This window comes from Vineibacter terrae (assembly GCF_008039615.1).
Lineage (GTDB): Bacteria > Pseudomonadota > Alphaproteobacteria > Reyranellales > Reyranellaceae > Vineibacter > Vineibacter terrae.
The window spans coordinates 42,400-56,560 of sequence record NZ_VDUZ01000045.1 but is presented as its reverse complement, the minus strand read 5'-3'; the positions used below and the strand labels follow the sequence as shown (position 1 = coordinate 56,560).

Annotated in this window: 11 protein-coding genes; 8 read left to right on the top strand and 3 right to left on the bottom strand. The window is 68.8% G+C overall.

Features of this window, described 5'->3' with window-relative positions:
* The first annotated feature begins 27 nt into the window (after nucleotides 1–27).
* From FHP25_RS30785 to FHP25_RS30760, 6 genes are all read left to right on the top strand, one after another.
* The gene (locus tag FHP25_RS30785) at nucleotides 28–1,197 is read left to right on the top strand and encodes an MFS transporter (protein WP_147850836.1); all 1,170 of its coding nucleotides are present in this window, start codon (nucleotides 28–30) and stop codon (nucleotides 1,195–1,197) included.
* Between the two features lie 57 nt (nucleotides 1,198–1,254).
* A complete protein-coding gene (locus FHP25_RS30780) occupies nucleotides 1,255–1,479 on the top strand; it encodes an AbrB/MazE/SpoVT family DNA-binding domain-containing protein (RefSeq protein WP_147850823.1) in 225 nt (74 codons plus the stop codon).
* Nucleotides 1,476–1,868 (top strand): type II toxin-antitoxin system death-on-curing family toxin, encoded by a 393-nt coding sequence (locus tag FHP25_RS30775; protein WP_147850822.1) that lies wholly within the window; start codon nucleotides 1,476–1,478, stop codon nucleotides 1,866–1,868. Before FHP25_RS30780 ends, FHP25_RS30775 begins: the two co-directional genes overlap by 4 nt.
* A gap of 120 nt (nucleotides 1,869–1,988) precedes the next feature.
* A complete protein-coding gene (gene uvrA / locus FHP25_RS30770; protein WP_147850821.1) occupies nucleotides 1,989–4,880 on the top strand; it encodes an excinuclease ABC subunit UvrA in 2,892 nt (963 codons plus the stop codon).
* A 314-nt stretch (nucleotides 4,881–5,194) separates the two neighbouring features.
* Nucleotides 5,195–5,551 carry a YciI family protein gene (locus FHP25_RS30765; protein WP_178133907.1) on the top strand — a complete coding sequence of 119 codons (357 nt, stop codon included), beginning with the start codon at nucleotides 5,195–5,197 and terminating at the stop codon, nucleotides 5,549–5,551.
* Nucleotides 5,552–5,557: 6 nt separating this feature from the next.
* Entirely contained in the window at nucleotides 5,558–6,817 is a 1,260-nt protein-coding gene (locus FHP25_RS30760; protein WP_147850819.1) for an RNA polymerase sigma factor, read from the top strand.
* Nucleotides 6,818–6,861: 44 nt separating this feature from the next.
* Here FHP25_RS30760 and FHP25_RS30755 read toward each other — a convergent pair whose 3' ends face one another.
* Nucleotides 6,862–7,899, bottom strand: coding sequence for an Ntn hydrolase family protein (locus FHP25_RS30755; protein ID WP_147850818.1), 1,038 nt, complete (start codon nucleotides 7,897–7,899; stop codon nucleotides 6,862–6,864).
* Nucleotides 7,900–7,961: 62 nt separating this feature from the next.
* On the bottom strand, nucleotides 7,962–8,348 hold the full coding sequence (locus FHP25_RS30750; RefSeq protein WP_147850817.1) for a RidA family protein: 387 nt from the start codon (nucleotides 8,346–8,348) through the stop codon (nucleotides 7,962–7,964).
* A 117-nt stretch (nucleotides 8,349–8,465) separates the two neighbouring features.
* Between FHP25_RS30750 and trmFO the strand changes: the two genes are divergently transcribed.
* Together trmFO and FHP25_RS30740 are read left to right on the top strand one after the other, a co-directional pair.
* Nucleotides 8,466–9,845, top strand: coding sequence for a methylenetetrahydrofolate--tRNA-(uracil(54)-C(5))-methyltransferase (FADH(2)-oxidizing) TrmFO (gene trmFO, locus FHP25_RS30745; protein ID WP_147850816.1), 1,380 nt, complete (start codon nucleotides 8,466–8,468; stop codon nucleotides 9,843–9,845).
* Nucleotides 9,846–9,851: 6 nt separating this feature from the next.
* Complete coding sequence (locus FHP25_RS30740; RefSeq protein WP_147850815.1) at nucleotides 9,852–10,475, top strand: pyridoxamine 5'-phosphate oxidase family protein; 624 nt, start codon at nucleotides 9,852–9,854, stop codon at nucleotides 10,473–10,475.
* Between the two features lie 117 nt (nucleotides 10,476–10,592).
* Here the strand turns inward: FHP25_RS30740 and FHP25_RS30735 are convergent, their stop codons facing one another.
* The gene (locus tag FHP25_RS30735) at nucleotides 10,593–14,048 is read right to left on the bottom strand and encodes an LAGLIDADG family homing endonuclease (protein WP_231712539.1); all 3,456 of its coding nucleotides are present in this window, start codon (nucleotides 14,046–14,048) and stop codon (nucleotides 10,593–10,595) included.
* Between the last annotated feature and the right edge of the window lie 113 nt (nucleotides 14,049–14,161).

Here is a 14,161-nt window from a genome sequence, read left to right as displayed (position 1 = left end):
GACCTGATCCTGGGCGGCGCGGCCCTGATGATGACGCTGGCCATGGGCATGCGGCAGAGCCTGGGCCTGTTCCAGACGCCGGCGTCGCAGGGCCTGGGCATCGCCGTGTCCGACTTCGCGCTTGCCGTCTCGATCCAGCAGGTGGCGTGGGGCGTCACCCAGCCCTTCGTGGGCGCGCTGGCCGATCGCTACGGCACGCGCTGGGTCTCGCTCGCCGGCAGCATCATGTACATCGCCGGCCTGTGGCTCACGGCGACGGCGCAGAACGCGACGATGATCGTGCTCGGCGCCGGCGTGCTGATCGGCGCGGCGCTATCCTGCACATCGTCGGGCATCACCGCCAACATCGCCGCCCGCGTGGTGGTGCCCTCACGCCGCACGCTCGCTTTCGGCATCGTCTCGGCGGCCGGCTCCCTCGGCGCCCTGCTCACCGCGCCGCTGGCCCAGTTCCTGCTGAAGGCCGATGGCTGGCGCGTCGGCCTCTTCGCCTTCGTGGCGCTGGCCCTGGTGATGATCCCTGCGGCCCTTATCGGCAGCCGCGCCGACAAGCTGCCCAACAGCACGGCCCGCGACCGCGACCTGACGTTCGGCGGCGCGCTGGCCGAGGCCGGTCGTCATCCCGGCTATGTCGTGATGGCCTGCGCCTATTTCGTCTGCGGCCTGCAGCTGGTGTTCCTGACCACGCACCTGCCGACCTATCTCGCGAGCTGCGGCATGGACCCGGCCTACGGCGCCTGGGCGCTGGCGCTGATCGGCGGCTTCAACATCATCAGCTCCTGGGGCTTCGGCTGGCTGGGCGACCGCTACCCCAAGCGCCTGCTGCTGGGCACGCTCTATCTGCTGCGGTCGCTGGCGCTGGCGAGCTATTTCATGTTCCCGCCGACGCCGGTCAGCACCCTGCTGTTCGCCGCCGCCATGGGCCTGCTGTGGCTGGGCGTCATCCCGCTGGTCAACGGACTGGTGGCCCAGATCTTCGGCCTGCGCTACCTCTCGACGCTCACCGGCGTCGCCTTCCTCAGCCACCAGACCGGATCGTTCCTCGGCGCCTGGGGCGGTGGCTACATCTTCGACCTGCTGGGCTCCTACGACCTGGCCTGGAAGGTGGCGGTGCTGATCGGCCTGATCGCCGGCACGGCGCAGCTGCTGATGGACGACCGGCCCACGGCCCGGGTCGCCGCCGCCCAGACCGCCGGATGATATTTTCCCCGACACCCAAAGCGTTATAATGAATGTTATAATGCTCCGGAGGGTCGAATGCTCAAGGTCAAGGTGACGACGGTCGGGAATTCGGTCGGCGTGGTGCTGCCCAAGGAGGCGCTGGCACGCCTGCGCGTGGCCAAGGGCGACACGCTGTGCATCACGGAAACGCCCAACGGCATCGAGCTCTCCCCCTACGACACGGACTTCGAGGCCGATATGGCCGCCGCGCGCAAGGTCATGCGGCGCTACCGCAACGCCCTGCGCGAGCTGGCGAAGTGACGCAGGCGGCATGGCGATGGCTGAGCGTCCGATCGATCCTGGCCATTCACGCCGAGCAGGTCGCCGAGCATGGCGGGGGCACCGGCGTGCGCGATGCTGCCTTGCCGGAGTCAGCGCTGGCACGGCCTGTGAACCTTGCCGCCTACGGCTCACCCGACGCAGCGGCGCTGGCGGGAGCCTACGCCTATGGACTGGCGCGGAACCACCCGTTCGTCGACGGCAACAAGCGCACGGCCTTCGTCGCCGCCGCCACATTCCTGCTCCGCAATGGCTTGGGCGTCGAGGCGGCCGAGGCCGAGGTTGTGCTGGCGTTCGTGGACCTGGCCGCCGGACGAATGGACGAGGAGGCGCTGGCGTCATGGTTCCGTCAACGAATGGCCCCCTCCTGACAGATTCTGTCAGTCAGGATTGGTACTGTGGATACAAAACCTGAACACAGCAGTGGCGGCACGGCCGCTGCTTACCCATAATTGCCGGCCCTCAGCGTCAGCCCAGCCATCCCACCGCCCATGACCAAGCCCGTCACAGCGTTCCGCACCGCCGCCGAGCCTAGTCGCTTCATCTCCGTGCGCGGCGCGCGCGAGCACAATCTGAAGAATGTCGACGTCGACCTGCCGCGCGACCAGCTGATCGTGATCACCGGGCTATCCGGCTCGGGCAAGTCGTCGCTGGCGTTCGACACGATCTACGCCGAGGGCCAGCGCCGCTATGTCGAGAGCCTGTCGGCCTATGCGCGCCAGTTCCTCGAGCTGATGCAGAAGCCGGACGTTGATTCCATCGAGGGGCTGTCGCCGGCGATCTCGATCGAGCAGAAGACGACGTCGCGCAACCCGCGCTCGACGGTCGGGACGGTCACCGAGATCTACGACTATCTGCGCCTGCTGTTCGCGCGCGTCGGCGTGCCCTACTCGCCCGCCACCGGCTTGCCGATCGAGAGCCAGACCGTGTCGCAGATGGTCGACCGCATCAAGGCGATGCCGGAGGGCACCCGGCTCTATCTGATGGCGCCGGTGGTTCGCGGCCGCAAGGGCGAGTACCGCAAGGAGCTGCTGGAGTGGCGCAAGAAGGGCTTCCAGCGCGTCAAGGTCGACGGCAAGCTCTACGAGATCGACGACGCGCCCGCCCTTGACAAGAAGTTCAAGCACGACATCGACGTGGTCGTCGACCGCGTGGTGGTGCGTGCCGATCTCGGCAACCGGCTGGCCGATTCGCTGGAGACCGCGCTCGACCTGGCCGACGGCCTGGCCGTGGCCGAGACCGCCGACGGCGGTGAGCGCACGGTGTTCTCCGCCAAGTTCGCCTGTCCGATATCGGGCTTCACGATCGAGGAGATCGAGCCGCGGCTGTTCTCGTTCAACGCGCCGCAAGGCGCCTGCCCGGCCTGCGACGGGCTGGGCGTGAAGATGTTCTTCGATGCCGATCTCGTGGTGCCCGACGACCGCCTCTCCATGGCCGAGGGCACGATCGCGGCATGGAGCGATTCGCCCTACTACGCCCAGACGCTGGAGAGCCTGGCGAAGCACTACAAGGTCAAGATGACGACGCCCTGGCGCGACCTGCCGGCCAAGGCGCGCGAGGGCATCCTCAACGGCTCCGGCAGCGACGCCGTCACCATGCGCTACGATGACGGCATCCGGCAGTACCAGACCACCAAGCCCTTCGAGGGCGTGATCCCCAACCTGGCGCGGCGCTGGAAGGAGACCGACTCGTCGTGGATCCGCGAGGAGCTGGAGCGCTTCCAGAACGAGCAGCCATGCGAGGCCTGCCACGGCGAGCGGCTGCGGCCCGAGGCGCTGGCGGTGAAGATCGCCGGCCTGCATATCAGCGCCGTCACGCGCTTCTCCATCGCCGATGCCGTCGAGTGGTTCGCGGCGCTGCCGACGAAGCTCACCGCCAAGCAGCGCGAGATCGCCGCCCGCATCCTGAAGGAGATCAACGAGAGGCTGGGCTTCCTCAACAATGTCGGGCTCTCGTACCTCAACCTCAACCGCTCGTCCGGCACGCTCTCGGGCGGCGAAAGCCAGCGCATCCGGCTGGCGTCGCAGATCGGCTCCGGCCTCACGGGCGTGCTCTATGTCCTGGACGAGCCCTCGATCGGCCTGCACCAGCGCGACAACGACCGGCTGCTCAAGACGCTGACGCGGCTGCGCGACCTGGGCAACACCGTGATCGTGGTCGAGCATGACGAGGACGCGATCCGCACCGCCGACCATGTCTTGGACATGGGTCCGGCGGCAGGCGCGCATGGCGGCCGGGTGGTGGCGGAAGGCACGCCCGAGGAGGTGATGCGCAATCCGGCCAGCCTCACCGGCCAGTACCTGTCCGGCTTCCGGCAGGTCGAGGTGCCGGCCACAAGGCGGCGCGTCGACATGAAGCGGGCGCTGGTCGTGCGGGGCGCCAAGGAAAACAACCTGCAGTCCGTCACGGCGCGCTTTCCGCTGGGCACCTTCATCTGCGTCACCGGCGTGTCGGGCAGCGGCAAGTCGACCCTGATCGTCGAGACGCTCTACAAGGCACTGGCCAAGCGGCTGAACGGTGCGCGCGAGACGGCGGGCGCGCATGACCGCATCGACGGCATCGAGCTGCTCGACAAGGTGATCGACATCGACCAGTCGCCGATCGGCCGCACGCCGCGGTCGAACCCGGCCACCTACACCGGCGCCTTCTCGCCCATCCGCGACTGGTTCGCGCAGCTGCCCGAAGCGACGGCGCGCGGCTACAAGCCCGGCCGGTTCTCGTTCAACGTCAAGGGCGGCCGCTGCGAGGCCTGCCAGGGCGACGGCGTGATCAAGATCGAGATGCACTTCCTGCCCGACGTCTACGTCCAGTGCGACGTCTGCAAGGGCAAGCGCTACAACCGCGAGACCCTGGAGGTCCTGTTCAAGAGCAAATCGATCGCCGACGTGCTCGAGCTGACCGTCGACGAGGGCGTCGAGTTCTTCAAGGCCGTGCCGGTGATCCGCGACAAGCTGCTGACCCTGCAGCAGGTGGGCCTGGGCTACATCCATATCGGCCAGCAGGCCACCACCCTGTCGGGCGGCGAGGCGCAGCGCGTGAAGCTCAGCAAGGAGCTGTCGCGCCGCGCCACCGGACGCACGCTCTACATCCTCGACGAACCCACCACCGGCCTGCATTTCGACGACGTGCGCAAGCTGCTCGAGGTGCTGCACCGCCTGGTCGAGACCGGCAACACCGTGCTGGTGATCGAGCATAACCTCGAGGTCATCAAGACCGCCGACTGGGTCGTCGACCTCGGGCCGGACGGCGGCGCCGGCGGCGGCCGGATCGTGGCCGAGGGCCCGCCCGAGGACATCGTGAAGGTGGCCGAAAGCCATACCGGGCAATACCTCGCGCCGCACCTGCGCAAGGGCGGCACCACCGCGGCACGCAAGCGCGCGTGAGCCGGCTTGACATCGTGCCGTTGGCGGCGGCCCATGCCGAGGCCGCGCATGGCCTGACGCCCAGAAAGTTGGGCGTACCTGGAATCGCTGGCCGCTGATACACCCGTCATCCCGAGCGCAGCGAGGGATCTCCCGCGAGCGACGCACTGTGCGCCATTTGCGGGAGATCCCTCGCTGCGCTCGGGATGACGGTCACGAATCGCCGGCCGCCGACAACCGGCGCTGGCGAGCCCTGTCGATTCCGCGGATGCTGCGCCGTCCATGCTATGGTCGCCCCGATCGGGCGCGGCCGCATCGCACAAGTGGAGGGCGACATGGCCAAGTTTCTGCTGCTGCTGCGTGACAACCCGGGCGATTTCAGCAGCCTGTCACCGGCCGAGATCCAGCGCATCATCGGCGAGTACCGGGCCTGGGCGGAGGGGCTGCGCGCGCGCAACCAGCTCCACAACAGCAACAAGCTGATGGACGACGCCGGCAAGATCGTGCGGCACAACGGCAGCGGTGTCGTGCTCAAGGACGGCCCCTACACCGAGACCAAGGAAGTGATCGGCGGCTACTTCCTGATCGAGGCCGCGGACTATGCCGCGGCCGTGGCGATCGCCGGCACCTGCCCGCATGTGCGCCCCGGCGCCAGCGGCACCATCGAGGTGCGGCAGATCCAGGAGATGTAAGGCGTCATGGACCCGGCCGCGGACACCAGCCGCGACGTGCCCGGCCTTGTCGAGCGGCTGTTCCGGCGCGAGGCCGGGCGCCTGACCGCGACGATGGCGCGCCACCTGGGGCCGGGCCATCTCGGCCTCGCCGAGGACATCGCCCAGGAGACCCTGGCGCGGGCGCTGCGCGTGTGGCCCTTCCGCGGCATCCCCGACGATCCGGTGGCGTGGCTGCATGCCGTGGCGCGGCGCCTGACCATCGATGCGCTGCGCCGTGATGCCGCCCTGGCCAGGCACGCGCCGGCGCTGGCGCTGGACCTGGCGCAGGCGCCGGCAGCGGCCGATGCGTCTTTCGCCGACGAGCTGGTCGACGACGAGCTGCGGCTGCTGTTCATGTGCGCCCACCCGGACCTGTCGGCCGACATGCGCACGGCGCTGGTGCTGAAGACCGGCTGCGGCCTGTCGGTCGACGAGATCGCTGCCGGCCTGCTGCGCGATCCGGCCACCGTGGCGCAGTGGCTGGTGCGCGCGAAGAAGCGCATCCGCGCCCACGGCCTGTCGCTGGACATGCCGGCGCCCGACGCGTTGCCGGCCCGCCTGGCGACGGTGCTCGACGCGATCTACCTCGCCTTCAGCGAGGGCTGGAGCGCATCCGCCGGCGACCAGCTGGTGCGCGCCGACATATGCCTCGAGATGCTGGCTCTGGCCGAACGCATGGCGCGGCACCCGATCACCGGCACGCCGGCAACGCAGGCCCTGCATGCGCTGCTGGCGTTCCAGGCGGCGCGGCTGGCCACGCGCACCGATGCCGACGGCAACCTGCTGCTGCTGGCCGAGCAGGACCGCGCCCTATGGGATCGCGACCTGATTGCGCGCGGCCTTGCGGCGATAACGCAGGCAGCCGCCGGCCAGCTTCTGTCGGAGTATCATCTGCTGGCCGGCATTGCCGCCGAGCACGCGATCGCATCAAGCTTCGAAAGCACGAACTGGAACGCAATCCGTGCCTACTACGACCTGCTGGTCGACACCAATCCGTCGCCGGTCCACCGCCTGAACCGGGTCGTGGCGCTGGCAATGGCCAGTGGGCCCGAAGCCGGGCTTGGCGCGCTGGCCGAGCTCGAGAACGACCCGGCGCTGCGCGGCTTTCGCTTGCTGCATGCGACACGTGGTGAGCTGCTGCGCCGGGCCGGCCGCAACGCGGAGGCGCATGCCGCGTTCCACCACGCTTTCGAGCTGGCGCGCAGCGAGCCGGAGCGCCGCTTCCTGCGACGGCGACTGGCATAGGTGTCCACCAGGCGCGCCGCGGGAACGCGGCGGCCTCAACGGGATCATCCCCGGCCGAGCGCCAGGACGTCGGTCACGCGCTGGGCGCTGCCGCTCCCGTCGGCCTCCCAGCCGGCGGCGCGCAGCGTGCCGCTGGCCGCGCACAGCTCCACCGTCAGGCGCGTGAAGGCGTTGATCACCGGCGGACGGGCCCAGCCGAAGACATCGTCGTCGCGGCCGACCCAGGCCGCCATCGCCGCACGGCGCCGCCGGTTGTTCTCTTCGGGCGCGCCGACGCCACACACGCGCGGCTCCCAACCGCGCCGCGGCGCATGCCAGGCGTTGGCCACCGCCGTCTCGCCCTCGATCGTGCGCGCCGTCGTCTCGTCGCGCTCGATCACCACGTGCTCGCCCGGACGCAGGCCGATGAGCGTGAACAGCACGGGACGCGCCACCGGCGCCGTCTGCAGCAGGTGCCGGACGGCATCGAACGTGGCGCAGGTCTCGAAGGCCTGACGCAGCAGGTGGTCGGGCGGCTGCCCCTGGCAACGCGTCAGCGCGCGGACCGGATTGATGGCGTAATCGATCCAGCGCAGCCTGGCGGCGCGCGTGCGCCGCCGCATCGGCGCCTGGTTGATCGCGGCCGCGAAGCGACCGGGCGCCACGGCGGTCAGGACGCCGGTGAACCCGGGCCACGTGACGCTCAGGAAGTCGCCCGCGTTCCCTGCCAGGTGCGCCACCTCGGCCAGGCGGCCCAATCCCGGGAACGGCCAGTCCAAGGTGCGGCGCAGGCGCGGCCCATCGCGGCCGCCATCGACCAGCGCCGTGCAGCCGAACAGATAGGCGCCATGCAGCAGCCACGTGCCGCGCCCACGCACGGCACCGGCGATGGCATCGATGTCGCTGACATAGGGGGAGCCTGATCGCCGCAGCCACCAGCGCGCCAGGGGATCGCCGACACCCGCCAGGAACCGGCCGGCCGGCAGCCAGCCCAGGGAAGCATCTCGCACCGCTTGCGCCTGCGCCGTGCGGCGAAGCGCATGTGCCACCGGCCCACCGTCACGGACGTCGATCACCGGAATGGCGTGCAGCGTGCGCATCATGCAAATGAGCATATACTCATTTACATGTTCGTTCAAGCGACGACTGATGAAGGTGTCAGGTATCAGGTCCGAGCCGCGACGACCTCGACCTCGACCAGCATGTCGGGGCTGGCCAGTCCGGTCACCAGCACCAATGTCGATGCCGGCATCGGATCATGGACATACTTGTCGCGCACGGAGCGGTAGGCGCCGATGAACCGTGCATCGGTGAGATAGCCGTTGATCTTGACGATGTCGCCGTAGGTCATGCCGGCGCTGCGCAGGATGGCGCCGATATTCTTCCACACCAGGTCGCACTGCTTCTCGATTCCGGCCGCGATCTTGCCCTTGGAATCGACGCCGACCTGGCCGGAGGCGTAAATGACACGCTGGCCCGGGGACAGCTCGACCGCGTGGCTGTAGCGTCCCATCAGCGCAACGCCCTTGGGATTATGACGCTTCAAGGCCATGACGATTGTCCTCCCCCTGTGACGTGCCCGTTCATGCAGCTCGACGGCCGGTTGCGCCGCCACAGCCCCGGCATTATGTGTTCGCGCGAAATGCCGTCTGTCATCGGGATGTAAGCCGTGTCCGGCACCTTGATCAACCCCGTCCATGTCATCGGCGGCGGGCTCGCCGGCTCGGAAGCCGCCTGGCAGCTTGCGCGCGCTGGAATTCGCGTCGTCGTGCACGAGATGCGACCATTTCGTGGCACCGATGCGCATCTCACCGAATCGCTGGCTGAGCTTGTGTGCTCCAACTCCTTCCGGTCCGACGATCGCGACCATAGCGCCGTGGGCCTCCTGCATGAGGAGATGCGGCGGGCCGGCTCGCTGATCCTGCGTGCCGCCGATGCGCACAAGGTGCCGGCCGGCGCCGCGCTGGCGGTCGACCGGCATGGCTTCTCCGCCGCGGTGCAGGCGGCGCTGGAAGCCGAGCCCCTGGTCGAGATCAGGCGCGAGGAGGTCGCAGGCGCGCCGCCGGGCGACTGGGACAGCGTGATCGTCGCGACCGGACCGCTGACGTCACCGGCGCTGACCCAGGCGATCCTCGACTTGTCCGGCGAGAGCAACCTCGCCTTCTTCGACGCGATCGCGCCGATCGTCCATCGCGAGTCCATCGATTTCGAGACCGCCTGGTTCCAGTCGCGCTACGACAAGGCCGGCCCCGGCGGCGACGGCGCCGACTACATCAACTGCCCGCTCGACCGCGAGCAGTACTACGCCTTCGTCGACGCGCTGCTGGCCGGCGAGAAGACCGACTTCAAGGAGTGGGAGCGCGACACGCCCTATTTCGACGGCTGCCTGCCGATCGAGGTGATGGCGTCGCGCGGCCGCGACACGCTGGCCTACGGGCCGATGAAGCCGGTCGGCCTCACCGATCCCCGCACCGGACGCCGGCCGTTCGCGGTCGTGCAGCTGCGGCAGGACAATGCGCTGGGCACGCTGTTCAACATCGTCGGCTTTCAGACCAAGCTGAAGCACGGCGAGCAGACCCGGATCTTCCGCATGATCCCGGGGCTGCAGGGCGCCGAGTTCGCGCGGCTGGGCGGCCTGCACCGCAACACCTTCATCAACAGCCCGCGCCTGCTCGATGCGACGCTGCGCTTGCGGGCACGGCCGGCGCTGCGCTTCGCCGGCCAGATCACCGGCTGCGAAGGCTATGTCGAGAGCGCCGCCGTGGGCCTGATGGCCGGCCGCTTCGCGGCAGCCGAGAGGATAGGCCAGCCGCCGTCGCTGCCGCCGGCGACGACGGCGATGGGCGCCCTGCTCTCGCACATCACCGGCGGGGCCGCCGCCGAGACGTTCCAGCCGATGAACGTCAATTTCGGGCTGTTCCCGGAGGTGCCGACACCTGCCGGCGCCCGCCGTCCGCTGCGCGGCAAGGACAAGAAGCTGGCCCTGACGCGCCGCGCGCTCGCTGACCTCGACGCGTGGCTCAGCCCGCAGCGCGCCGTCGCCGAGTGATCCGCGATGTCCGACGATGCGCCGCGTCCACCGCCTTGCGACGTCGCCTTCACACCCTCGGTCAAGGCGGCACAGACGCGCCTGGGCTCGCGCAGCCGGATGGAGCGCCTGGAGAGCGACCGGCCGTGGCAAACCGAGGTGACCGACGATCTCGGCGCGTTCCTGGCCATCATCGACACGTTCTTCTTCGCCACGGCCAGCGCCGCCGGTCAGCCCTATATCCAGCATCGCGGCGGCCCACCCGGCTTCCTGCGGGTGATCGACAAGCGCACGCTGGGCTTCGCCGACTTCCGCGGCAATCGGCAGTACATCACCGTCGGCAACCTTGCCGAGAACCCGCGCTGCCACATCTTCATCCTGCACTTCGCGACCCAGCAGCGCGTCAAGCTCTGGGGCCGTGCGCGCTACGTCGAGGATGATGCCGCGCTGCTGCAGCAGCTCGCCGTGCCGGGCTACCGCGCCCTCGTCGAGCGCGCCATCGTGTTCGAGATCGAGGCCTGGGACGTCAACTGCTCGCAGCACATCACGGCACGCTACAGCGAGCCGGAGATCGCGCCGGCGATCGACCGTCTCGCGGCGCGCATCAAGGAGCTGGAAGCCGAAGTGGCACGGCTGAAGGGGTCCGCTTGATTGCCGGGAGCGCGCCACTCCAGTAGCGCACCGGCGCGCAGCGCCGGACCATGCGCAGCGTCGGAACATGCGCCGGCCCTTCGGGCCGGTGCGCCACTTGAGTGGCGCGCTCCCAGGTCAGCCGCAGCGGGAATAGCCGCAGGACAGGCAGAGATCGCAGCCGTCGCGATGGGTGAGCGCAGCGGCGCCGCATTGCGGGCACTGGCCGAGGCGTTGCTCGCCGGCCGCGCCCGATCCTTCTTCGTGACCTCCGGCAACCAGCACCGCCTTGGGCTGCACGGCATCGATGCGCAGCGGCTGCTCGCCCGGTGCCAGGAAGCCTATTTCGACCAGATGCCGCTCGATCACGGCGCCGATGGCGGCCAGCAGCGACGGCACATAGCGGCCTTCCATCCACTGCCCGCCGCGCGGATCGAACACCGCCTTGAGCTCCTCGACCACGAACGACACGTCGCCGCCGCGGCGGAACACGGCCGAGATCATGCGCGTCAGCGCCACGGTCCAGGCATAGTGCTCCATGTTCTTGGAGTTGATGAAGATCTCGAACGGCCGGCGGCGGCCATCCTGCACCAGGTCGTTGAGCGTGATGTAGATCGCGTGGTCGCTGCCCGGCCATTTGATCTTGTAGGTGCTGCCCGGCAGCTCGGCCGGCCGCTCCAGCGGCTGCGCGATATAGACCACGCCATCCCTGGCCGCAGCCTTTGGCGACGACGGTACAACGGCCGTCGGCGCCGCTTCGGCCGCCGACGTGGTCAGCACGGCGCCGGTCACGGCATTGGGACGATAGGTCGTGCAGCCCTTGCAGCCGAGGCGGTAGGCTTCGGCATAGACGCCCTTGAACGCCTCGAACGAAATCGACTCCGGCAGGTTGATGGTCTTGGAGATCGAGCTGTCGATGTATTTCTGCGCGGCAGCCTGCATCGCCAGATGTGCCGCCGGCGGCAGCGTCTGGGCATCGACGAAGGTGTCGGGCAGCGCGGCATCCGGGCCATTGAGATGCCGGAACAGCCGGTAGGCGTAGTCGGCGACCTCCTCGGTGCGGCGCGACCCGTCCGGCAGAGTCACGGCGCGTTCATAGGTGAAGGCGAACACCGGCTCGATGCCGGAGGACACGTTGTCGGCCAGCAGCGAGATGGTGCCGGTCGGCGCGATCGAGTTCAGCAGCGCATTGCGGATGCCGTAGCGCGCGATCGAGTCACGGACCTCGGGCTCCAGCGTCGCGATCGTCTCGCCGGCCAGGTAGCGGTTGCGGTTGAACAGGGGAAAGCTGCCCTTCTCGGCCGCCAGATCGCTGGACGCCATGTATGACAGGCGGCGCACCGCGGCCAGCCAGTCCTCGCTCAGCCGCACCGCTTCCGGCGAGCCATAGCGCACGCCGCACATGATCAGCGCGTCGGCCAGCCCGGTCACGCCCAGGCCCATGCGCCTTTTGGCCTGGGCCTCGTCCTTCTGCGCCGGCAGCGGAAAGCGCGAGATGTCGATGGCGTTGTCGAGCATCCGCACCGCCATCGGCACCAGCTCTTCCAGCGCCGCCATGTCGAGCGCCGCGTCGCTCTCGAACGGCCGCGTCACCAGGCGCGCCAGGTTGATCGAGCCGAGCAGGCAGGCGCCGTAAGGAGGAAGCGGCTGCTCGCCGCAGTTGTGGACATGAAGGCCATTGGCGTCGAAGGCATTGATTCCGGGGACCTTGACGTCAAACACCTCTTCGGTGCCGTCCGGTATCACAGAGGCGACCCGCGCTGCGAAGCGTTCACGGTTTGGCTGGCGGCGGTAGGCTGATATCAGCGCCTTCAGCCGCGTCGCCTTGGACATATGGGTGAAGCCGACACACGCCGCAAACCGCTGCACGTTGCCGTTGGCGATCACCAGCTCGTGCTGCGCCAGCACGGCGTAGTCCTTCGAGCCGCCGCTTCCGTCCGGCAGCGCGCGCATGCCTGCAGCCCGCCGCTCGGCATAGATCGTCGAGGCGATGCCCAGCCGCAGCAACATCCGCTGCACTGCCTCCAGGCGCGCGCGGTCGCTTTGCGCCAGTCGAATGCTCACGCCCTTGGCCTGAGAGCCGATCACCGCACCATCGCAATCAAAGAAGCCACGCAGGAAGCCGCGATAGAACGCGCTCGAAGCCCGCTCCATGCACGCAGTGATGGCCTTATGGCCGGGTCGCATGCCGACATCCGCCGCAAGCTGCTTCAAGGCACCGGTTGCCAGCCGGTATTCTCGCCGGCCGGCCACTTTCAACCAGCCGACAAAGTCCGACCTATGCGGCAGACGCCGCGCCGCGGCCAGCGCCGCGTCCATGATTGATACCGCGTCCGGATCGGCTGGATCACCATGGGCAACGGCAGCCCGAGGCCATACCGACAGCACCGCCTTGTCCGCCTTCAGGGTGCCATCGCCGATCAGCAGCCCCAGCAGATAGCCGTGATCGGCATCGAGCGGGCCAGCCCAATCCGTGGCGGCATGGTGGTCGTGCAGCACCACCTCATCGCCTGGCTTGAGCTCGCCGGCGGCACGCCATTCCGTGGTCCGGCGCCAACGGGTTTCAGATGCCACGACGCGGACCAGATGGTCCGCCGTCAGCCTCAAGGCATGGCCCTCCGTCGTCACCAGCCGCAGCACCGGCTTGTGGCCGGTCGCGTAAAAACCCTCCGTCGTGGTGGCGTAGGGCGCGCCATCGACCAGCAGCGTCGCCGGCCGACCGACGAGATCACGCACCTGACGCGCTCCATCGACGGTTCGCACCCAGGTGTCGCCAGTGACGCACGGATTGGTCGCGCTGATCGACTCGCAATAGGCGAGATTGTTGGCGCGGTTGATGCGATCGATGAAGATGACGCCCGGCTCGGCGACCTCGTAGGTGGTCCGCATGATGCGGTCCCAAAGGGCGCCAGCGCGCACGGTACGGAATGTGCGGCCGCCGAATACCAGTGGCCAGTCGGCGTCGGCCGTCACGGCCGCCATGAACGCGTCGCTGACCAGCACCGAGAGATTGAAGTTGCGCAGGCGTCTTGCGTCGCGCTTGGCGTCGACGAAATCCTCGATGTCGGGATGATCGCAGCGCAAGGTCGCCATCATGGCGCCGCGCCGCGACCCGGCGCTCATGATGGTGCGGCACATCGCGTCCCACACATCCATGAAGCTCAGGGGACCGGACGCATCGGCGCCGACCCCCAGCACGGGCGCGCCGCGGGGCCGCAGGGTCGAGAAATCGTAGCCGATCCCACCGCCGCGCTGCATCGTGAGCGCAGCTTCCTTGAGATGCTCGAAGATGCCTGACATGTCGTCGGGGACGGCGCCCATCACGAAGCAATTGAACAGGGTGACGTCACGTCCCGTGCCGGCACCGGCCAGGATGCGTCCCGCCGGCAGGAACTTGTGGTCCCGCAACGCCGCTTCGAAGCGCGGCACCCAGCGGGCCGGCTCACGCTCGTTGGCCGCCAGCGCCTCGGCAACCCGCCGCCACGTATCCTCGATCGCCGCATCCACCGCCGTGCCGTCAGACGCGGCCAAGCGATACTTCATGTCCCAGATGCGGGTCGCGATCGGCGACGGAGGCATCGCAGTCCCGCCCATGCAAAATCTCCCGGCGCAGAGTATGACAGCCGCCACCGGCGCCCGGCTCGCGGACAATATTCGACTCTCAGGAAACGTATAATCTAGTGTCGCCCCTGTGTCCGGTCAATGAG